Origin of the sequence: Sphingobium sp. AS12, from assembly GCF_019097845.1 — a bacterium.
Lineage (GTDB): Bacteria > Pseudomonadota > Alphaproteobacteria > Sphingomonadales > Sphingomonadaceae > Sphingobium.
Map to the genome: position 1 here is coordinate 72,927 of NZ_JAHRGM010000093.1, position 19,602 is coordinate 92,528.

Here is a 19,602-nt window from a genome sequence, read left to right on the forward strand (position 1 = left end):
ACAAGGGGAGGATTGTTTGCCGTTTATTGCGTGCCTTCGGCGTACCACGTGCGGAATTCGGCATATTTGGGCATTTCTTCCGAATTCGCCTTGGGGTCGATCACGACATGGACGACACCCACCTTGCCGCTGGCATAGGCGCGTTCGATGGCGGGTTTGATGTCCTCCGCCTTCGTCACATATTCGCCGTGACAGCCAAAGCCCTCGCCGATCTTGTCGAAGCGGACGTCCTTGCTCCAGTGCGTGCCGGTTTCCTCGGTCCCCTGGCCGAAGGTGCGTTTGTAGACGCCCACTTCCAGACCCCAGGCATTGTCCACGCCGACGACGCAGACCAGCGGCAGCTTGCACCGCGCGGCCACTTCCAGTTCGCCGATATGGAACAGGAAGCTGCTGTCCGATGTCAGCAGCATGGCCGGGCGCGATACGCCGGTTGCCGCCTTGTCCGCCAGCATCGCGCCGGTGGCGTAGGGGATGCCGGTGCCGATATGACCGAAATTCTGGTTCCAGATCACGTCATGCGGCTTGCACTGCGAATAGGTCCACTGGAAGATCACCCCCGCGCCGCCATCGCGGATCATGATGCCGTCCTTCGGGAAAGCCTCGGTCGCTTCCACCGCCAGACGGGCGGGATGGATTGCCAATTCGCCGGTGCCGTCGCTCTTGGTGCGCGATTCCGCCGCCAGTTCGTCCAGTTCCGCCTGCCCGTCCCGCATGAAGGCTGCCAGCATCGGTGCAGGTGCGCGCGGCGTGTCCTTGAGCGCTGTCACAAGCTGCGGCACGACGCCGCGCAGATCGCCTACCAGCGGTACGTCGATCGGGCGGTTGACACCGATCGCCGAGGCATCCTGCTCGACATAGATCCACTTGCGGATCGCTTCATTCTTTTGCCAGTAGCGCCATTTGCCGAAATGGACCGGCTCGCCCAGCTCGGTGCCCAGCGCCAGCACGAGGTCGGACTCGGTCACTGCCTCGATCGACGCCTTGGAAAATACATATTGGAAAGTGCGATCCTCCAGCCCCTTGATGTAGCTGGTGCCACCCGACGTCTGGATGACGGGGCAGTTCATCAGTTCCGCTAGCTCCCTGACCGCAGCGCCAGTGCGGGAGGTATGGACGCCATGGCCGACCAGCAGGATCGGGTTCTTGGCTTCGCGGATCAGCTTGGCCGCTTCATGGACCCGGTCGATATCCGCACCCTGATTGACCAGGCGATAGCGTTCCGGCACCAGCGGCGCGGGCAGGTCCAGCTCTTCCAGGATGATGTGGCTGGGATATTCGATATAGACCGGGCCGGGCGTGCCGCCCATCGCCTTGCGGATGCCCTCACGGATCACCTCGTCGGTCTGGTCGGCATATTCGATGGATGCGGCATATTTCACCGAATTTTCAAATAGCGGCATCTGCTTCACGAACTGGATGCGGCCACGGCGGACGCGCTGTTCGGTCACGCGGGCGCGCTGGCCCGACAGGAAGATGACGGGCGAATGTTCGACCAGCGCGCACTGGATGGCGGGCGCCATATTGGCGATGCCCGGCCCCAGCGTGCCGACGGCGACGGCGGGCTTGCCGGTGATGCGCGATGCCGCTTCGGCCATGAAGCCGGCGGCCGCTTCATGGTGCGGTGCAACCACAGTCCAGCCGCGCCGTTCCGCTTCCAGGAACATATGGACGAAATTCGGGTCGGGAATGCCGAACAGCGTGTTGATGCCTTCGGCCTCGAACAGGTCGAGGACGCGCTTGTAAACCGGGGTTCCCGACTTGTCCGATGCACTTGCAGCGGCGGCGGGCTTGGGATCGTCATAGCTCATTTCAGGTGCCTCGGTGCGCCCGTACCCATGTACGCGGCTAGGTTGCGGTGAAAATTGGTGATCTTGCGTTCCTGATGCGGATTGGGCAGCGGCCCGCGAAAACCGCGCGACTTCATCCCCTTCTGCACCCATTCCATGTTGGAAAAATCCTGCGCCAGCACGGCGCCCCAGCCTTCGGCATTGGCCGGCGCATTGTCCCATTCGGTCTGCGGTTCCTCGCCTTCGGGAAAACGCTCGATCGCGTAGGATTCAAAAATGCACATATTGGGATCGTCGCCATAGGGCCGCGTGCGATAGCAAAGCGCGAAGGTGATCCCGTGCAACACCGACATATTGGGAAAGACGTTCCAGGCCAGGCCCGCCTCCGACATGATTTCGGGCGGAATTTCCGGCCAGATGACGCCGCGTGCGGCATCGTCGGCCTTGGCCGATTTCAGCCAGTGGGCAATGACGTCGGCAGGCGGCGTGCCTTCGGGCAGTTCGTCCACCAGGCGGCTGGCGGCATTGACCAAAGTTTCGGTGGAGGCCGCATAGTTGAGCGTTTCATAATTTTCGCGGATCAGCTCGTAAGTCGAGCGGCGCGGATCGTCGCCCTTGCCCGCGCGGGTCACGCTGCTGCTCTGGCTCATACTGAAGGCCGGATCGCGCTGGTCGAACCCGCTGACCCCGTGCAGGCCATAGGCGGCGCTGTAGGCGTAATAATCGCCATAGGCGAGCAACTGGCTGTGCGTGCCAGTTACATGATAGGGTTCCATGAACGCTTCCAGCGCGGTCTTCCAGTTCGCCGGATAGACCACCCATTTGCGCCATTTGTAGCGCATCTTGTCCAATTCAAAATGCGACAATATGCGCCCGGCATCGCCGAGAAATTCGTCGAGCGGCTCCGCGTCCATATCCATATGAACCCAAACCCAGCCACCCCATGTAGCGACCTTCACGGCCGACAAATGGGTACAGTCGGGCGTCAGCGCCCCCTGCCAGTCCTGCGGATCGAGGATGTAGCTGTTGTTCCCTTCGGTATCGAAGGTCCAGCCGTGGAAGCCGCAGATGAAATTCTTGCGCCCGCTGCCGCGTACCGAATGGACGTTGTCGGGCGTATTGACCAGCTGGCGGCCGCGATGCGGGCAGACGTTGAAATAGGCTTTCAGCCGGTCGGGCGCGGTGCGCACGATGATGATCGAATCGTCGCAGATATTGTAGGTGAGCCAGTCACCGACATTGGGCAGTTCCTCGACCCGGCACGCCATCTGCCAGACCTTTGGCCACAGCAATTCCTTCTCCGCTGCGGCATAGTCTTTCGACAGGAACGCCTCGGTCGGATAGGTCAGTGGCTTGGTCAGATCCTCGACATTGATGTTGGTCGGGCTGTTCATGCCATTCTCCCGCATCCTGATCCCGCGCGTCCGAATATCGCGACAGGCAGGCTTGCCCCAAGCGAAAGCGGGACGCGGGCCGACATCATCCCCCCGGCGATCATGACCGCAATTCCATGCCCGCCAGATCGCCCTTTTCCCGCCATTCTTCGAGCAATGTCTGGAACGCGGCCCAGCCCGGCCCGTAGCTGCGGAACAGCGCCCAGGGTGCCTTCACCTGGCCTTCATTGGTGAAGTAGCTGGGCGTACATTCGATCTGGAAGGCGGAGGTGTCATATTCCACGTCGTGGAAATGCTGGACATAGGCGTCCTGCGCCGCCGCCGTGGTTTCGACAGAGGTTGCCCCCTTGTCCATCGTCGCGTGGATGATGTGGGCGATATGCTGTGCCTGCCGCCCGAACTGTTCGGTGACGCTGGCGTTGAGGCCGCCCTGGATATAGCCGATGAAGAACTGGTTGGGGAAACCATGGGTCATGGTGCCGTGCAGCGTCACCGGGCCGTTAGCCCAATGATCGTAAATCGACAGGCCGCCCCGCCCCTCTACCACGTCGATGCCCCAGCGACGCTTGAGGTCGCTGGTGACTTCAAAGCCGCTGGCGAAAATCATGGCATCGACTGCATATTCGACACCGTTCGACACGAAGCCTTTTTCCGTCATGCGTTCCAGCCCGCGCGAATCCGCGACGTCGATCAGCTTGACGTTGGGCTGGTTGAAGGCGGCGTAAAAATCGTTGCTGGACAGCGGGCGCTTGCACAGGAAACGATACCAGGGCTTGAGCGAGGCAGCGGTCGCTTCGTCCTTCACCATCTCATCGACGCGCGCGCGCAGCCGTTCCATGACGCGATAATCCACCACTTCGCGCCGGGCCATGAATTCTTCTGGCGAGAGTTGCGGCCAGCCTTCGGCTTCCAGCTCGGCATAGAGGTTGCGGGCGATTTCGGTCCAGATGTCGCAGATCAGATCCTGCTCGCCGGGCAGGAAAAATTCCATCGCGGCGCGGTGGAAATTGGCCTGCCGTTCCGCCTGCCAGCCTGGCTGCAGCGCTTCCGCCCAGTCGGGATCGGTCGGCGGATTGGGCCGCTCGTCCACAGTCGATGGCGTGCGCTGGATGACATAGAGTTGCTGGGCGTAGCGGGCGAGATGCGGCACCGCCTGGATCGCGGTCGCCCCGGTGCCAAGGATGGCGACGCGCTTGTCGGCCAGTTTGCCGAGCACCGGATTTTCGTAGCTGCCGCCGGTATAACCATAGTCCCAGCGCGCGGTATGGAAGATCTTGCCCTTATATTGGTTGATCCCCTCGATCCCCGGCAGTTTGGGCATGTTGAGGACGCCGCAGCCCATGATGACGAAGCGGGCGCGGAATTCATCGCCCCGGCTGGTGGCGACGCGCCAGCGCTGGATGGCCTCATCCCATTTCAGCGAGGTGATGAGCGTATGGAACAGTGCGCGGTCGTGAAAGCCGAATGTCTGCGCGATCTGCTTGATATAGGACTGGATTTCCGCGCCATCGGCGAATTTCTTGGACGGCATGAAGCCGGTTTCTTCCAGCAGCGGCAGATAGCAATAGGCGTCATTATCGCACTGGATGCCGGGATAGCGGTTCCAGTACCATACCCCGCCAAAATCGCCGGCATGGTCGATATTGCGGAAATTGGTGACGCCCTGCTTGGTCAGATGATAGCCCGCCAGCACCCCGGCAAAGCCTGCGCCCAGCACCAGCACGTCCAGTTCCTCGACGATCGGGTCGCGCGGGGTGACCGGTAGATATGGGTCCTCGTCATAGCTGTGGGTCGTATCGTCGGTCGTGGGCTGATATTGCCCCTGCCCGTCGCTGCGCAGACGCTTGTCGCGCTCCTCGCGATATTTTTCGCGCAGCGCCGGGATGTCGAACGTATCGGGCGCTGGCGTCCGCGTGGGATTGCAACTCATATCCACTCCATGGGTCTTATCGTTGCGAGGAGTTAATCAACACTACTGTTCATTTGCAACGGAGCGAGTCCGGTTAGCGCTGTGGCGATCTTTTCTTGTCGGCCCTATTTTGCCCTCCACGCCTCGCGCTAGAACCGCGCCTGACAATGGAATGAGAGGATAGAGCATGGCGCAGCCGCTGATCAGTTTTGAAGGGCGCACGATCATCATCACCGGCGCGGCAGGCGGCGGTATCGGCACTGCGACGACCAAGATGCTGGCGCAGGCGGGGGCGACCGTCATCGCCGCCGGGCGGACGCAGTCCAAGTTCGACGCGCATATCGCGCCGCTGATCGCGCAAGGGCTGGCGATCATACCCGTCATCGCCGATGTCGGCACGGACGACGGTGTGGCAAAGGTGATGGAGGCGGCGTTGGCCGCACCGGGCACCCTCTATGGCCTGGCCAATGTCGCAGGCGGGGCCGCGCCACAGACCTGGATGCGGGCCGAACGGGTGACGCGCGCGGACTGGCGCGCGCTGTTCGAGCAGAATCTGGAAACGATGTTCTTCATGAGCCAGGCGGTGGCGCGGGAATTGCGGGCACGTGGCAATCCGGGTGCGATCGTGGGCGTGTCATCGATCAGCGGGCTGAACAGCGCGCCCTATCATATCGCCTATGGCACGGCGAAGGCCGCGATCGTCGCGGCGACGCGAACGCTGGCAACCGAACTGGCGCTCGACAATATCCGCGTCAACACGGTCGCGCCGGGCACGACGATCACGCCGGGATCGGGTGCCTATATCGACGATGATATTGCCCGCGATCAGGCAGCCATCGCCATGGGCCGCCGCGCCCAGCCGGACGAGCAGGCGGGGGCCATCGCCTTCCTGCTGTCCGACCTGTCAAGCTATATTACCGGGCAGACCATATTGGTCGATGGCGGGCTGAACCTGAAATGGACCCATCTGGGCGCAGACAATACTTCGCTGTTCCTGAAGAATGAGGATTTCCGCGCGGCGATAAAGGCCTGAGCCAGCATCGGCCCACGCTGCGGCTCTACACGCGCCCCGTCACCGGGATCAGCGCGCCGGTGATCGGCATGGCGTCGGCCGACAGCAGGAAGGCCACCACCCCTGCAAGCTGCGCGGGGGATACCCATTTCGCAAAATCCGCGTCGGGCATGTCAGCCCGGTTCGCGGGGGTGTCGAGTATGCTCGGCAGGATCGCGTTCACGCGCACGCCTTCCTCCTTCAACTCCTCGGCCAGCGCTTCGGTCAGGCGCGCGACGCCGGATTTGGAGGCGGCATAGGCACCCATGCCCGCCCCGGCCTTGACCGATGCCGCTGCGCCGATGTTGACGATCGCACCCTGACTGGCGCGCAGCAGCGGCAAGAGCGCACGGCTGGCGATCAGTGCGGTGCGGACATTCATGGCATAGAGCCGGTCCCACGTGGCAACGCTGCCGTCGGCCACGGTTTCCCAAGCGAAACCACCCGCGATATTGACCAGCCCGTCGAGACGCCCCAGCTCGCTTTCGATCTGTGCCGCCGCGGCCGTCACTGCGGCCTCATCGGTCAGGTCCACGCCGCCCAGCGCCAGCGCGACGCCATCGGGGGCCACATCGCCCAGATCGATGCCAACCACGCTCCATCCGGCGGCGGCCAGAATTTCGACCGCCTTGCGTCCCAATGCACCCGCCGCGCCTGTAACCGCTACTATGCCTGCCATCGCCCTGCCCTTCTCCAATCCGCCCTATATGCCTGCCATGCACATATATTTGATCTCGACATAATCCTCGATACCATGGCGCGACCCTTCGCGGCCCATGCCCGATTGCTTAATGCCGCCGAACGGCGCGACCTCGGTGGAGATCAGCCCGGTGTTGATGCCGACCATGCCGACTTCCAGCGCCTCCCCTACCCGCCAGGCCCGCGCCAGATCGCGCGTGTAGAAATAGCCCGCCAGCCCGACCTCTGTATCATTGGCCATGGCGACCACTTCCTCCTCCGTATCGAAAGTGAAGAGCGCGGCGAGCGGGCCGAATGTTTCCTCGCCGGCCAGCGCCATGTCCGGGGTGCAGCCTGCGACGATCGTCGGTTCGTAGAAGCTGTGGCCCAGCGGGTGGCGACGCCCGCCGCTGACCAGTCGTCCGCCCTTGGCGAGGGCATCGGCGACATGTTCCTCTACCTTTTCGACCGCCTTGCCGTCGATCAGCGGCCCCTGAGTTACGCCTGCGTCGGTGCCAGGGCCAACCTTGAGCTTCGCCACGGCAGCGGCGAGCTTCTGCTCAAACATGACGGCGACATCGCGCTGGACGAAGATGCGGTTGACGCACACACAGGTCTGTCCGCTATTGCGATATTTGGAGGCGATCGCGCCCTCGACGGCCGCATCGACATCAGCATCGGCAAAGACGATGAAAGGCGCGTTCCCGCCCAGTTCCATCGACAGCTTCTTCATCGTTGGCGCGCACTGCGCCATCAGCGTGCGGCCAACCTCGGTCGATCCGGTGAAGCTCAATTTGCGCACCAGCGGGTTGGCCGTCAGTTCGCCGCCGATAATTCGTGACGATCCCGTAACGACATTGAACACGCCGGCCGGCACCCCTGCCCGCTCGGCCAGCACCGCCAGCGCCAGTGCGGTCAGCGGCGTCTGCGTTGCGGGTTTCAGCACCATGGTGCAACCGGCCGCCAGCGCGGGGGCAGCCTTGCGCGTGATCATCGCCGCTGGAAAGTTCCAAGGGGTGATCGCGGCGACGACGCCTACCGGTTGCTTGATGACGACGATGCGGCTGTCGGCACGATGGCCTGGGATGATCTCACCATAGACGCGCCGGGCTTCCTCCGCGAACCATTCGACGAAGCTGGCCGCATAGGCGATCTCGCCCTTCGCCTCGGCCAGCGCCTTGCCCTGCTCGCGGGTCAGGATCATCGCCAGATCATCCTGATGCGCGATCAGCAAATCGAACCAGCGGCGCAGGATGCGCGCACGCTCCCCCGCCGTTCTCGCGCGCCATGCAGGGAGCGCTGCGTCGGCTGCGGCGATGGCTGCTCGGGTTTCGCTCACGCCCAAATCGGGGATGGAGGCTATGGTCTCGCCGGTTGCCGGGTCGGCCACAGGGATGGCCGGTGCGCCGGTCCAGACCCCGTCGATCAGGCACTGGTCGCGCAACAGCGATGGATCGGCAAGGGTGATGGTCATAGTGTCAGCTTTCCGGCGGGTGGCGATATGGATGGATGGTGTGGCCAGCACGCGGCTATGCGTCAACGCAGGCAGCGGCAATCAAGCCAAGGATCGACCCAGCGATGGGCGGGATGAAGAGCGCAGGGCCTGCGCTACATGATTGCAATGGTCGTGTAGGAGTTGGCTTGCTATATCGACTTTATCGTTTAATATATGCAAATATCCATCTGTTATTAAATTATTATAATGTATCAGTATTATGGTGGAATTCACCCATATGCTTGCCTCCGCCACCCTGCTGGACGACCGAAACAGGCTGATCCTTGCCTATGCCGAGGCGCATGGTGCGCTGGAACGGCTGGAGGAGAGACGCAGGCTCAGCCCGGTTCGCCGTCCCTGGCGAATTCGCACGCTGATCGCCGAACGGCAAGCGCTGGCACGGATCGACAACAGCCCGATTGACGATCTGGATTTTGCGGTCGACGGGCGCGGCACCGTTACGACTTCCGCGTACGACCTCAGCCATTGGCGACAGGCGATCGGTACGCCAATTACGCTCGATGCGCTCCTGAACGACGGCATGGCACTGCTCCGCTGGCTTGGCGTGGCACCGCCAGCCGGGAGCGATCCGGCATATTCTCTCCGATCAGGGCGCAATGCTGTGGACATCCTGCCAGCGGTCGCCGCGTGGCAGCGCGATGTCGCGGCCCTCCCCTCCTCCCCTCCCCTGCTTCATTGCGCGCGGATCGCCCAGCTGTGGCGACATCACGCGCCGATCGGGCAGGGCGATCTGCTCGCCAGCCTTCTGATTGGTGATCGTTGGGGACCGGGACGGTGGACCGGTTCAGCCGGGGGGTTGATCGCGCTGGGGTTGGAAAGCAATGGCGCGGCATGGAAGCGCGTGATCGATAAACGACTGGACTGGCTCTGGCTGGAAGCAATCAGCACGGGTGCGCGTGCCCATCTCGACCTGGAGACGCGACTGCGTGCCTATGCCTGGCGGGCGGCGCAGCATATCGAGCGTCGGCGGCGACCGGGCCGGTTGAAGGATGTGCTGCGCCTGGCCATGGCGCACCCGCGCATATCCAGCGGCAGTGTGGCAAGGGCGTTGGGGCTGACGTCGGCAGGAGCAATCAAATTGCTGACCATCGCGGCGGGCGAAGGCTTGCTGATCGAGCAGTCGGGGCAGGCCAGCTACCGCAGTTACGCCCTGCCCGTCAGCATGACGCCGCTGGCATCGAAGGGGCAGCATGGGCACCCGGACTCCTTCGCCAGAGATTTTTGGTCCGATGACGCGGAAAATATGGTCTCGCCAGAAGCTCTCTGAGCGCCGATTCGAGGGTTAGGTGACCCGTTATATATCGGCGGCCACAACGCGCCCAGAGAGGCTCTGGATGCCATTTTTGGCGATTTCGCCTTTTGTTCGCATTTCCCAGCCTGCTCACCGTCCGTTGCAATCCCTTCCCCAAAAGTGATTCTGAAAACACGTTCAGCGCGATCTTCAGCTGTCCGGGATCATCAAACAGAGACGGGTGCCTTGTGCCAAATGTCCGCAGGGCTGATTTGATGAGAATGGCGGGATAGCAATCGGACAAGGCGAGATCCGGACTTTTGCCGGTCAACGTGTTTTCAGAATCACCATCATCTTACTCGATCCGATCGGTACAGCCGCGCCTGCTCATCGACGCATGTTGATCAAACCCGCGCTTCCGCGCCATTCCACAGGGGAGGGGCGATGATGACGACCGCGATATGGTTGCAGTTGCACATGCAGCGGGGCATGCGGACTGGTCCAGCTCGTGATTCTAAAAACACGTTGATCCTGCCAGGCGGGCAGAATCCACCTCAGGATCACAGGCGGTATTTGTTGCGCCGATGATGTTCCTTGACGAAGCCATAGAAGCGCTTGGAATAGTTGCGCGGCAATTCCGATGGATTGGCACCCAGAAATGCGTCGAAACGGCGCATCAACTCGTCATAATCCCAACCGGGGAAATCGGCGCGAATGGCGCTGTAAATCTCCGCGTCCAGCATCCGGCTGGCGGTCGTGCGACCAGCGGGGTCGGGGCGCCGCTGGGGTGGCATTCCGATCGGGCGACGCGGCGGAGCATCTGCGCCAACCCGCAATTCCCTCGACAGGCTGGAAATCATACCGAGCGCCAGACGGGGATCGACCATGTCCTGATCCGCCCCATCGTCAGTCGGTAGGGCAGGGGAGGGGAGGGCGGCCTGTCGCCGGGTTCTGGCGCGTTCGCCCAGGTGGCGGCGCATCACCATCTTCATCTTGGGACGGGCGCCATCGCCATCGATCACTTCCAGGCTGATGTCGGGCAGGTCATTGGCGCGCGCCAGATCGAGCAGCTTGCGTTTGAATACGGGGTAGAGACTCTCGCTACCGCTCTTCTGATGCAGCGTCTCGAAGCCGATGGTGAAGCCGTCCGCGCCATTGCCCCCGGCATGTTTGCGCGAGGCGCGGTAGAGCCATTTGCCAAGACCGCTGGTAATCTCAAAATAGAGCGGAGAAATCGATAGCACGTTGCGCTTGTCCATCACCCCGTCGAAGAACCATTTGGACAGGGTGATTTCCATCCCCAGCGACCGCTGGGTGCGTTCATCGACCAGATGGGTATAACTGTCGATCCACGAGAAGGTTGTTTCGCGGCTCTTGGCACTGGCGCGAATATTGGTCTTGATCGTCGTCGCCTGAAGGCGGTCCAGCGCGTTGACCAGCCGCTCATAGGCGCGGCCACTGGTCCCCCAACAGATGCGTTTGAGCAGGTCGCCCGGTTGCAGCCGGATCACTGGCGACAGGTCATTGGCGCCCCGTTCGCGCAGTTCGTTGAGGTGGGACGCGAGGTAGATCATGATGTCGGCATCCCAGATCGTCGCCATCCCATAAGCGGGGTTGGGCGACACATGGACGCTGACGGACTTGTCGGGACTGGTATAATCTATCGGCTTGATGCGTTTGCGCTTCGACAGGCTGAAGAAGGGCCGTTGCATCGTTTCCTGATAGTCGCGCAACGAAATGTCACTGAAATCGGGCAGGGTGAAGAACATCTCGAACTGGACCTTGCGCTCCTTCAGCGCTGTCTTGAGCTCGCCCTCAATCTCCACCCTATCGGTCCCGTCCTGTGTTCCCTCCGGAGGGAAAATAGAAATAACATTATGAAATATAACGATAAAAGCTGATTTTTCAGCTTTTCATCCCTTGCCCCTAACGACGCCGTGCCCGCATGATCTTCGCCTGCTCGATCACCGGCCGCAGCGCTTCCAATATATCGTCGGTCGACAGGTCGGACGGCATTAGCGTCAGCGTCAGCAGCTTCTGCTGGTCCTTGTCGACCTGCCCGACCGTTGCGCCATCCGCGCTCGCAATTGCTGCCTTCTGCACCCGGCCCTTGGCGGTCACCGCCTTCAGCAGGCGGGCCAGCACTTCCGATCCGGCAATGGGCTGTTCATCGCCTGACCGGCGAAAGCTTTGTTCCGATGCAATCTGGTCGGCGGCCGTCTCCAACTTGCCGCGCGCAGTCGGATCGCGCAGCAGGGGCAGGAGCTTTTCGGCATATTTGGCCTGAAGGTCCATCGGCGAATGAAAAGCGCTGACCAGCAGCGGCGGGATTTCGGTGAGCGCAATATAGCGCGACAGCTGTGACTTGGAGATTTTCAGCCGCTCGGCCATGCGCAACTGAACGCCGCCATAGAAGCGATCGACCGCCGCCTTGTAATTGGCGCCGCGTTCAAGATCGGAAATATCCTCCCGCTCACGATTTTCGATGTCGGCGAGGCGGAAGGCTGCCTCGTCATCGAGATCCTCGATGATCGCGATCAATTCGATGTCGGGATAATGATTGGCGTTGAGCCACGCGATCGCCCAGTGCCGCCGCGTGCCGGTGACAAGTTCGTACGGCAGCTCACCCTGCGGCGTCCGGCGCACTACGGCGGGGATGCGATTGCCGCCCTCGGCCAGGATAGAATCGATCAGGCTGCGCAACCGATGTTCGTCCAGCAGCGAATAGTCGCGGGCGTTGCCCGACCAGATCGAACATTCGGATGGCTTCAACCGGATCGTGGGCCGCTTGACGATCCGCGCGGCCTCGCCAAAGGCTTCGAGCCGCTTGTTGGTGAAGTTGGGGCGCGGTGCCGCGGGACTCGCATCGCTCGCCGGGACCGGCGCGGGGGCCGGATCGTTAAGCGAGGCAGCCAGCGCTTCGCTGATGAGGGACCGGCGGCTCATGCCGCGACCCCCACGCTGGCGTCAGCGGTCAGGCTGGTCGATGGCCATTGCTGGCGGATCTGCTGCTCGACCTCGGCAAAGACCGCATCAAGATTGTCACGGCAGCGCGTGTAGGTCTGGTGCGAGGCGGACGGTTTGGATTCATAGATGGAGCGGAACGCCTGGGTCGCATTCTTGATTTCCTCGGACGCCAGGATCGGTTGCCCCAGCAGCAGCCCGGCATAGGTCGCCTGCATGATCCGCCACATATCATTTTCACCCGGTTTGCTGGGCGAGAAGGCGGAACAGACCACGCGGATGAAGCCATAATCGACCGGCGTGCCATTTTCCTCGAGTATCTCGATATTATCGGCGATCGTGTCCATGAAATGGATGGTCGAGAGATAATCGAGCTGGCGCGCGGGCACCGGGATCAGCAGGCCGGTTGCAGCCGCCATGACATTGAGGCCCAGAAAGCCCATGGCTGGCGGCGGATCGAGCAGGATCACGTCGAAATCCTTGGTCACGCTGGCAATGCCGATGCGCAGCGCCTGCAAGCCTTCGCGCACCGCCTGCCCGCCTTCGCGCAGGGTCGCGGTCAAATCCCATTCTGCGTCCTGCAGGCCCAGACTTGACGGCACGATCTTGATCGTGGGCCAGGGCGTATCGCGGATCGTTTGCGAAAAATCGCTGAAGGTGCTGCGCGGAGACAGGAACGCGCCCAGCGTCTGTTCGTCGTCGATCAGCGTTTCGGGCTGGATGTCGAACATCGTCGTGGTCGAAGCCTGGGGATCGCAGTCGATCACCAGCACGCTATAGCCGTGGAGGGCCAGATAGTCGGCCAGATGCTTGGTGATCGTGCTCTTGCCGACCCCGCCCTTGAAATTCTGCACCGCCAGCACGACCGCATCCTCGTCGGGCTGCTTGCCCACCTGTATGCCGAGCGCGGTGCGAATTTGGGTCAGATCCTCCAGCGTATAGTAACGGCGGCCATTGGGCAGTTGCTTGGGCTGGGGCAGGCGGCCCTTGGCTTCGGCTTTGGCCAGCGCTTCGGGCGTCCGGCCGATCAGTTCGGCGGCTACGGTCGGGCCAAAAGTGATGTCGAGTGTCTTGTGATTGTCCGGTCTGAACACGATCGTCTTGATATGATCGCGCATTTGCTGGCAGGCTGTCGTGACGTTACGCAGCGTGTTGACTGTAAACGACATGGTGCCTCGCATTGCCGAATCACGGCGGGTGAATTGGTTGGTGTTTAATGCGCATATTTTGCCATGGAAGTCAAACCGACACGCGAGAACGCCGATAATCCCAACTTGTTGCGCTGCGATATCGTTAAAACATAACCACTGTGTCTGGGGCAAGGGGATGGGCTTGATGCCCCTTGATAGCCCGTCAACCTCAATCCTGGAGGATGTGCTCGGGATGGATGGCAAACCTTGCGCCATTTGCCGCTGCCGTGCCTAACCATCGGCTTAGAGATTTATTCTGGGATTAGCAGGGTTAGAGGTGGGGCCGTGGGGGTGTTTCACGCTGGTTTCCACGAGTCGGGCAATGATGCCTGAAATCGATCCCACGTTCGATCCGGTCTGAAACCACGTTCGCGCGATTCTGAAACCACGTTGGATGCGTGTCGATAACACGCTGTGTTCTGGGCCTATTCGTGGCGCATCGGGGGTATGTGGGCAGGGCGATGATTGACCAGCGGGCGTTGATAGGACGGATCGCTGCTATCACGGGCCGACACGCCATTGGCATTGATGCCCGGCCAGTCGGCAAAGGGCAGGGGGAGGGTAGGGACCAGTCCCGACCATTCGATAACATTGGTGCGCAGCGCGATCTTCCATGCGCCATCGCGCCGTTCCATCCGGTCGAGATAACGCCCTCCCGCGATCCAGTTGGTTGCGTCGCGATTGCGGCCGACGAACAGATAGTAAGTTTCGACATGAGCGGTCTCGCCGTCGTTCTCGATCGTCTGGTTCAGCAGATTATGGTGGGTCGCCTCCTGCCCGGCGTCATGCAGGCCCGCTGCCCAGTCATAGAGCGGCGCAGCTTGGCCGACAAATGGCCCGGCGGCGATGGTCGCATCGGGATGAAAGGCGGACAGGAACAGCGCCCGGTCAAACCGGTCCATCCCGCGGGCAAAGCGGGTGATGCAATCGGCAATATCCTGCCGATCGAGCAGCGCGTCGAGGCGCGCTATACGATCAGCGTCCATGGCCAGCCTCCGCAATCGGGCGCCAGATTGGCGATCCGCGTTCGGCCCGCAGCGATGGGATGGTCTTGCCGTCTATATCGGTGATGCCATAATCCTGCGCGACTTCGGCGGTGATGAAGGTGCCGCCCGACCGGGCCATGATCGCCGGATCGGCGGCCAGCGCGGCGATGACGCGGCCCGGAAATTCGGGCGAACAACCAATCAGCGGATTGGTCACGGTGCGGGTCTTCATGGCCGGGTCGGCCGTCAGGTTGCGGTTGGCCCGCTCGGTAAAGGTCAGCCCCTGCCAGAGCGAGAGCGAGGCGACATTATGCGGCTCCAGCTCGATCGCCATGTCGCGCGCCATCCGGTCGACCGCTGATTTGCAGGTGCCGAACACCGCGCCATAAGTATAGGTGACCCCGACATAGCCCGAAATTGCGACCATCAGCCCGGATCGCTGCGGCGTCATGATCTTTGCCGCGTGCCAGGCGGCGGTGAAATTGGACCGCACCCCCACATCCACCATCTCCCAGTTGGACAGCGGCTTTTCCCAGAAGGGCAGGGGGGTGGTCAGATCCTCCGGCAAAGCGAAGGCATTGTTGACGAGGATATCGAGGCGACCCTGTTCACCGGCGACCCGAGCGAACAGTGCCGCGACCTGCGCATCGTCGCCATGATCGACCGCCACCGCAATGCCGCGCCCCCCGCGTGCATCGCATTGCGCCGCTGTCTCGCCGACCGTGCCGGGCAGCGCATGATCGTCTGGCCGAACCGAGCGGCCCGTCACATAGACGGTCGCGCCCTGATCGGCGAGCGCAAGCGCAATGCCCTTGCCGATCCCCCGGCTCGCCCCGGTGACGACCGCCACCTTGCCTGTCAGCTGTCCCATCCCGTACAACTCCCTTATTGTCTCAATCATGGTCCGCGAAAAAGGCGTTGCTGATATCGCCCCGTGCGCGACCGGTGAAATGCGGCGCACTGAACGCCATGCCCATCAGTCCCTGCGACCAGTCGACCGCCGGGCCATCATCGCGCAACCAGTCATAGACCATCATGCGGCGGGTGATCCGCCAGTCGCCCGCGCGACGTTCCATCGCGTCGAGATAACGACCGCCCAGCCAGACATCGCGTGCGCCATCGCCCGCGTCGATGCGGTGATAGGCGCTGACCTGGGTTTCGACCCGCGCCCGATCACCCTCGATCACGACATGGCTTTGCCCCAATATATGTTGCGTAACGGCGATCGCATCCGATCCCGGCACCACCCAGGCGAGATAGGCGGCGAAATCGCCCGCAAATATGCCATAGTCGGTTGTCGCATCCGGCCAGAAACAGGCGCTGATCAACCCGGCGTCGCGCCGGTCCTCGCCCCGCGCCAGTTGCGCCAGGCAGTCGCTGATCTGCTGACGGTCAGCCAGCGGCCGCCATGCCGGGTCGTCTGGCATTGCCATATTCTCCATCATGTTACCCTCATAACTGGCGCAATATGGACGGGTTCGCCGTCACTCGACAGGCACGCGGCCGGATATCGGCCCGGCGATAAGCAGGCTCGTCATCGCCACGCGGTCTTTCCATCGCCGCGTCAGCGTGCATCATTAAAACGGCCCCTGCTCAAGCGGGGCGGGAATTGAGCAGGAGAGAAACATGACCAGCCCGACGCTCGATTGTTCGGATATCGACCAATATCTGGGCAAGCCGATCCAGCCGGCCCGCATGGTGGAGCCGATCGCCAATAGCGACATTCGTCGCTGGGTGCAGGGGATGCGCTACCCCAACCGGCTCCATTATGACGCAGGCTATGCCGCGCAGAGCCGCTGGGGCGGGCTGGTCGCGCCGCAAAGTTTCGCCGTCACCATGGATTGCGCCCATGGCTCTGCGCCTGCCTGTGTCGGCAGCATCCCCAACAGCCATTTGCTGTTCGGCGGCGACGAATGGTGGTTTTACGGCCCGCGCATGAAAGGCGGCGACCGCATCTGGAACGAGCGCATACCGTTCGACTATACGGTCAAGGACACGAAATTCGCCGGGCCGACCTGTTTCCAGCGCGGTGACAATTTCTACTATAATCATGACGGCGACCTGATAGCCAAGCAGCGGTCCACCACGATCCGCTACAATCAGGCAGCGGGCAAGGACAATGCGCCCACCGATGGTTTTGACGATCCGGTCTGGACCGACGATGAGCTGGAAACGCTAGAATCGCGCAAGATGGAATGGATCCAGATGCTGCACGATCTGGGTCATGACCGGCGCTGGTGGGACGATGTCACCGTTGGCGCGGCATTGCCGCAGCGGGTGATCGGCCCCCATTCGATCGTGTCCTTCACCACCGAATGGCGCGCCTATATGTTCACCCAATGGGGTGGCACCCATCGCCGCACTGATCTCGACATGGAAGCGCTGGGCTTCGTCAAGGAAATGGCGGGGCATGAAAATGATCCGGTGATGGAAGCGATCAATCCCGAATTTACCGACGGCGCCTATATCGGCCCGTCGCGCGGTCATCTGTTCCCACGCTGGGCGCGCTTCATCGGGATGCCACGCGGCTATGGCTATGGCGCGTCGATGGGGGCGTGGATCACCGACTATTTCGCGGGCTGGGCAGGCGAGTGGGGCATGGTCCGCCATTCCGCCTGCAACTATCGCGGCCCGGCGCTAACCGGTGATATCACGGTGACGACCGGTACCATCCTCGACAAGTTCGTGGATGCAGAAGGCCGTCACATGGTGCAGGTGGACTGTCGGCTGATGAACCAGTTTGGCGTCACGCTGGCGACCGCCAAAGGCGAGGTCGAATTGCCGAAAAAGCCCGCTTAATCCGGCAGCGGCAAATATACGCTGGCGCGCAGGCCTCCTTTGGCCTGTGTTGCCAGCGTGACATGGCCGCCATGCGCCTGCGCCGCCGACTGGACGATGGAGAGGCCGAGGCCGACCCCGCCGGTGCGCCGGTTGCGCGAGGGTTCGCCGCGGAAGAACGGCTCGAACGCGCGGTTCAGATGGTCCTGGCTCATGCCGGGGCCATTATCGGCCACCTCGACCACCGCCATCATGCCTTCGGTCCGCACCGTGACGTGCGCGGCGTCGCCATATTTGACGGCATTGTCGATCAGGTTGGTAAACAGCCGGCGCAGCAGGATCATGTCGCCATGGATGGTGATGGGGGAGATGTCGGCGATGGTGACGGCATGGCCCAAATCGGCAAAATCATCGACCAGCCCTTCGACCAGCAGGCCCAGGTCGAGTGGCTCCATCAGGCGCGGGCGGCTTTCATTGTCGACGAAGTCCAAGGTGGTGCTGATCAACTGCTCCATCTGCGCGATTTCCTCCTGCGCTGCCGTTCGGATCGGGTCGGGTGCGGCGGTAAGGTGGAAGTGGAGACGGGACAGCGGGGTACGTAGATCATGCGCGATCGCACCGACCACCGACGTGCGTTCCTGAACGAAGCGGGCGATGCGCGCCTGCATGTCGTTGATGGACCGGGCGGCCATGCGGATTTCGGTCGGTCCCTCGACCGGCACCGGCGCTGCCTCGACCCCGGCGCCCAGCAGCTCGGCGGACGCGGCAAAGCTGCGGATCGGGCGGGTCAGTCGCGCGCTGAACCACATGCTGACCGGAATGATGAACAGCAGGCTGAACAGAAATGTATCCCGCCCGGTCAGGTTCCAGATGGTATCGGGCCTACGCGATTCGCGCGTCACCATGCGCCATCGGCCATCGGGCTGCTTTACCGCCACGGTGAAGGTACCCATGATGAAGGGATCGGCCCTGCCGTCGCGCCCATATAGCGCGACTTCATGGCTTATCTGGTTGAAACGGGCCTGGTCTCCACTGTTCAGATAGATGCGCACATCGGCTTGCGCCACGCCAAGCCGCTGCGCCAGCATGGCCGCGACCAGCTTTTCCGTCCGGTCGGTCATTGCGCGCGGCGCCGTTTGTTGGACGCGGGTTTGCAGGATCGGCTTGTCGCGCAGCACGGGCTGCCCCCGCACGATCCGGGCGATTTCATAGACGGACAGCGGGATGCGCGCGGGCGGATGGATCAGGAAGAGGGTCGAAAGGCTGAACAGCGTCAGCGTCGCCATCACGCCAAACGCCATCGCCAGCATATGGGCGTGAATCGAGTTGGCCCATAGCCGGAACCGCGTCATCATGTCCGTGTCACCGCAGGCAGGAAAATATAGCCTTCGCTGCGTATCGTGCGGATGATCTCGCCATGGGTGCGGGTGCCCAGTTTGCGCCGCAACCGGCTGACCTGCGTGTCGATCGCCCGGTCGAAGGCATCGCTATCCTCTCCCCGCGCCAGTTCCAGCAGCAGGTCGCGGTTCAATATCTGCTGCGGCTTTTCGATGAAGGTCAGCAGCAGGCCGAATTCCCCCTCCGACAGGCCGATGATGACCCCGCCCGGATCGCGCAAGACCCGCCGCACCGGGTCCAGCCGCCAGCCGTCAAACTGGTAATGGGCGGTCACGTTGGCGCTTTCGCCCGCAACCGGCCGTCGCCGCCGTTCCAGCGCGCGGATGCGGGCGAGCAATTCGCGCGGCGATACGGGCTTGGGCAGATAGTCGTCGGCCCCGCCCTCAAGGCCCGCGATCCGGTCCGTCTCGGTCCCCAGCGCTGATACCATGATAATCCCGACATCGGCGCTGTCCGATAGCGTCCGCGCCAGCGACAGCCCGTCCTCGCCCGGCATCATCACGTCGAGGATGACAATATCGGCGGCCTGCCGCGCCAGCGCGGCGCGCATCGAGGGACCATCTTCCGCTTCATCCACATCATAGTCCTGCGCGATCAGGAAATTGCGGATCAGTGTACGGAGCGCCGGATCATCATCGACGATCAGCAGCCGGGGGCGGGCAGGGACTTCGACGTCCGGCATGATGGCGCTCCTCTCTTGGCTGCTCTTGTCCGTCTTTT

The 19,602-nt window shown here is 62.4% G+C and carries 16 protein-coding genes; 3 read left to right on the top strand and 13 right to left on the bottom strand.

What is annotated here, in order from left to right:
• Positions 1 to 23: 23 nt before the first annotated feature.
• The 3 genes from KRZ98_RS23475 to KRZ98_RS23485 all read right to left on the bottom strand — a co-directional run bounded on the left by KRZ98_RS23475 (position 24) and on the right by KRZ98_RS23485 (position 5,111).
• Complete coding sequence (locus tag KRZ98_RS23475) at positions 24 to 1,808, bottom strand: thiamine pyrophosphate-binding protein (protein ID WP_217675576.1); 1,785 nt, start codon at positions 1,806 to 1,808, stop codon at positions 24 to 26.
• Positions 1,805 to 3,181: an SRPBCC family protein gene (locus KRZ98_RS23480; RefSeq protein ID WP_217675577.1), complete on the bottom strand. Its 1,377-nt coding sequence runs from the start codon at positions 3,179 to 3,181 to the stop codon at positions 1,805 to 1,807. The genes KRZ98_RS23475 and KRZ98_RS23480 overlap by 4 nt, the downstream gene beginning before the upstream one ends.
• A gap of 100 nt (positions 3,182 to 3,281) precedes the next feature.
• On the bottom strand, positions 3,282 to 5,111 hold the full coding sequence (locus tag KRZ98_RS23485) for an NAD(P)/FAD-dependent oxidoreductase (protein ID WP_217675578.1): 1,830 nt from the start codon (positions 5,109 to 5,111) through the stop codon (positions 3,282 to 3,284).
• A 166-nt stretch (positions 5,112 to 5,277) separates the two neighbouring features.
• On the opposite strand from KRZ98_RS23485, the gene KRZ98_RS23490 reads away from it, so the two are divergent.
• A complete protein-coding gene (locus tag KRZ98_RS23490) occupies positions 5,278 to 6,123 on the top strand; it encodes an SDR family NAD(P)-dependent oxidoreductase (RefSeq protein WP_217675579.1) in 846 nt (281 codons plus the stop codon).
• A gap of 25 nt (positions 6,124 to 6,148) precedes the next feature.
• Here KRZ98_RS23490 and KRZ98_RS23495 read toward each other — a convergent pair whose 3' ends face one another.
• Entirely contained in the window at positions 6,149 to 6,820 is a 672-nt protein-coding gene (locus KRZ98_RS23495; RefSeq protein WP_217675580.1) for an SDR family NAD(P)-dependent oxidoreductase, read from the bottom strand.
• Between the two features lie 24 nt (positions 6,821 to 6,844).
• On the bottom strand, positions 6,845 to 8,293 hold the full coding sequence (locus tag KRZ98_RS23500) for an NAD-dependent succinate-semialdehyde dehydrogenase (protein ID WP_254798816.1): 1,449 nt from the start codon (positions 8,291 to 8,293) through the stop codon (positions 6,845 to 6,847).
• Positions 8,294 to 8,552: 259 nt separating this feature from the next.
• Between KRZ98_RS23500 and KRZ98_RS23505 the strand changes: the two genes are divergently transcribed.
• The gene (locus KRZ98_RS23505; protein ID WP_217675581.1) at positions 8,553 to 9,602 is read left to right on the top strand and encodes a hypothetical protein; all 1,050 of its coding nucleotides are present in this window, start codon (positions 8,553 to 8,555) and stop codon (positions 9,600 to 9,602) included.
• A gap of 524 nt (positions 9,603 to 10,126) precedes the next feature.
• Here KRZ98_RS23505 and KRZ98_RS23510 read toward each other — a convergent pair.
• The 6 genes from KRZ98_RS23510 to KRZ98_RS23535 form a co-directional block, all read right to left on the bottom strand.
• Complete coding sequence (locus KRZ98_RS23510) at positions 10,127 to 11,392, bottom strand: replication initiator protein A (RefSeq protein ID WP_217675582.1); 1,266 nt, start codon at positions 11,390 to 11,392, stop codon at positions 10,127 to 10,129.
• A 100-nt stretch (positions 11,393 to 11,492) separates the two neighbouring features.
• Complete coding sequence (locus KRZ98_RS23515; protein ID WP_217675583.1) at positions 11,493 to 12,512, bottom strand: ParB/RepB/Spo0J family partition protein; 1,020 nt, start codon at positions 12,510 to 12,512, stop codon at positions 11,493 to 11,495.
• Positions 12,509 to 13,699: an AAA family ATPase gene (locus KRZ98_RS23520; RefSeq protein ID WP_119746810.1), complete on the bottom strand. Its 1,191-nt coding sequence runs from the start codon at positions 13,697 to 13,699 to the stop codon at positions 12,509 to 12,511. Before KRZ98_RS23520 ends, KRZ98_RS23515 begins: the two co-directional genes overlap by 4 nt.
• Before the next feature lie 446 nt (positions 13,700 to 14,145).
• Entirely contained in the window at positions 14,146 to 14,706 is a 561-nt protein-coding gene (locus tag KRZ98_RS23525) for a nuclear transport factor 2 family protein (protein WP_217675584.1), read from the bottom strand.
• Positions 14,696 to 15,577 (bottom strand): SDR family NAD(P)-dependent oxidoreductase, encoded by an 882-nt coding sequence (locus tag KRZ98_RS23530; RefSeq protein ID WP_217675585.1) that lies wholly within the window; start codon positions 15,575 to 15,577, stop codon positions 14,696 to 14,698. The genes KRZ98_RS23525 and KRZ98_RS23530 overlap by 11 nt, the downstream gene beginning before the upstream one ends.
• A gap of 22 nt (positions 15,578 to 15,599) precedes the next feature.
• The gene (locus tag KRZ98_RS23535; protein WP_254798817.1) at positions 15,600 to 16,139 is read right to left on the bottom strand and encodes a nuclear transport factor 2 family protein; all 540 of its coding nucleotides are present in this window, start codon (positions 16,137 to 16,139) and stop codon (positions 15,600 to 15,602) included.
• Positions 16,140 to 16,332: 193 nt separating this feature from the next.
• Between KRZ98_RS23535 and KRZ98_RS23540 the strand changes: the two genes are divergently transcribed.
• A complete protein-coding gene (locus tag KRZ98_RS23540) occupies positions 16,333 to 17,505 on the top strand; it encodes a MaoC family dehydratase N-terminal domain-containing protein (protein ID WP_217675587.1) in 1,173 nt (390 codons plus the stop codon).
• Here the strand turns inward: KRZ98_RS23540 and KRZ98_RS23545 are convergent.
• Both KRZ98_RS23545 and KRZ98_RS23550 read right to left on the bottom strand, forming a co-directional pair.
• The gene (locus tag KRZ98_RS23545) at positions 17,502 to 18,839 is read right to left on the bottom strand and encodes a cell wall metabolism sensor histidine kinase WalK (RefSeq protein WP_254798818.1); all 1,338 of its coding nucleotides are present in this window, start codon (positions 18,837 to 18,839) and stop codon (positions 17,502 to 17,504) included. The genes KRZ98_RS23540 and KRZ98_RS23545 overlap by 4 nt on opposite strands.
• Entirely contained in the window at positions 18,836 to 19,564 is a 729-nt protein-coding gene (locus tag KRZ98_RS23550; RefSeq protein WP_217675588.1) for a response regulator, read from the bottom strand. Before KRZ98_RS23550 ends, KRZ98_RS23545 begins: the two co-directional genes overlap by 4 nt.
• Positions 19,565 to 19,602: the final 38 nt, after the last annotated feature.

Excerpts from the sequence above, each read along its gene's own strand:
- KRZ98_RS23520 (WP_119746810.1), bottom strand. The coding sequence starts at position 13,699 with ATGTCGTTTACAGTCAACACGCTGCGTAACGTCACGACAGCCTGCCAG.
- KRZ98_RS23495 (WP_217675580.1), bottom strand. The coding sequence starts at position 6,820 with ATGGCAGGCATAGTAGCGGTTACAGGCGCGGCGGGTGCATTGGGACGC.
- KRZ98_RS23550 (WP_217675588.1), bottom strand. The coding sequence starts at position 19,564 with ATGCCGGACGTCGAAGTCCCTGCCCGCCCCCGGCTGCTGATCGTCGAT.
- KRZ98_RS23485 (WP_217675578.1), bottom strand. The coding sequence starts at position 5,111 with ATGAGTTGCAATCCCACGCGGACGCCAGCGCCCGATACGTTCGACATC.
- KRZ98_RS23505 (WP_217675581.1), top strand. The coding sequence starts at position 8,553 with ATGCTTGCCTCCGCCACCCTGCTGGACGACCGAAACAGGCTGATCCTT.
- KRZ98_RS23545 (WP_254798818.1), bottom strand. The coding sequence starts at position 18,839 with ATGATGACGCGGTTCCGGCTATGGGCCAACTCGATTCACGCCCATATG.
- KRZ98_RS23480 (WP_217675577.1), bottom strand. The coding sequence starts at position 3,181 with ATGAACAGCCCGACCAACATCAATGTCGAGGATCTGACCAAGCCACTG.
- KRZ98_RS23515 (WP_217675583.1), bottom strand. The coding sequence starts at position 12,512 with ATGAGCCGCCGGTCCCTCATCAGCGAAGCGCTGGCTGCCTCGCTTAAC.
- KRZ98_RS23530 (WP_217675585.1), bottom strand. The coding sequence starts at position 15,577 with ATGGGACAGCTGACAGGCAAGGTGGCGGTCGTCACCGGGGCGAGCCGG.
- KRZ98_RS23535 (WP_254798817.1), bottom strand. The coding sequence starts at position 16,139 with ATGGCAATGCCAGACGACCCGGCATGGCGGCCGCTGGCTGACCGTCAG.
- KRZ98_RS23540 (WP_217675587.1), top strand. The coding sequence starts at position 16,333 with ATGACCAGCCCGACGCTCGATTGTTCGGATATCGACCAATATCTGGGC.
- KRZ98_RS23525 (WP_217675584.1), bottom strand. The coding sequence starts at position 14,706 with ATGGACGCTGATCGTATAGCGCGCCTCGACGCGCTGCTCGATCGGCAG.
- KRZ98_RS23490 (WP_217675579.1), top strand. The coding sequence starts at position 5,278 with ATGGCGCAGCCGCTGATCAGTTTTGAAGGGCGCACGATCATCATCACC.
- KRZ98_RS23500 (WP_254798816.1), bottom strand. The coding sequence starts at position 8,293 with ATGACCATCACCCTTGCCGATCCATCGCTGTTGCGCGACCAGTGCCTG.
- KRZ98_RS23475 (WP_217675576.1), bottom strand. The coding sequence starts at position 1,808 with ATGAGCTATGACGATCCCAAGCCCGCCGCCGCTGCAAGTGCATCGGAC.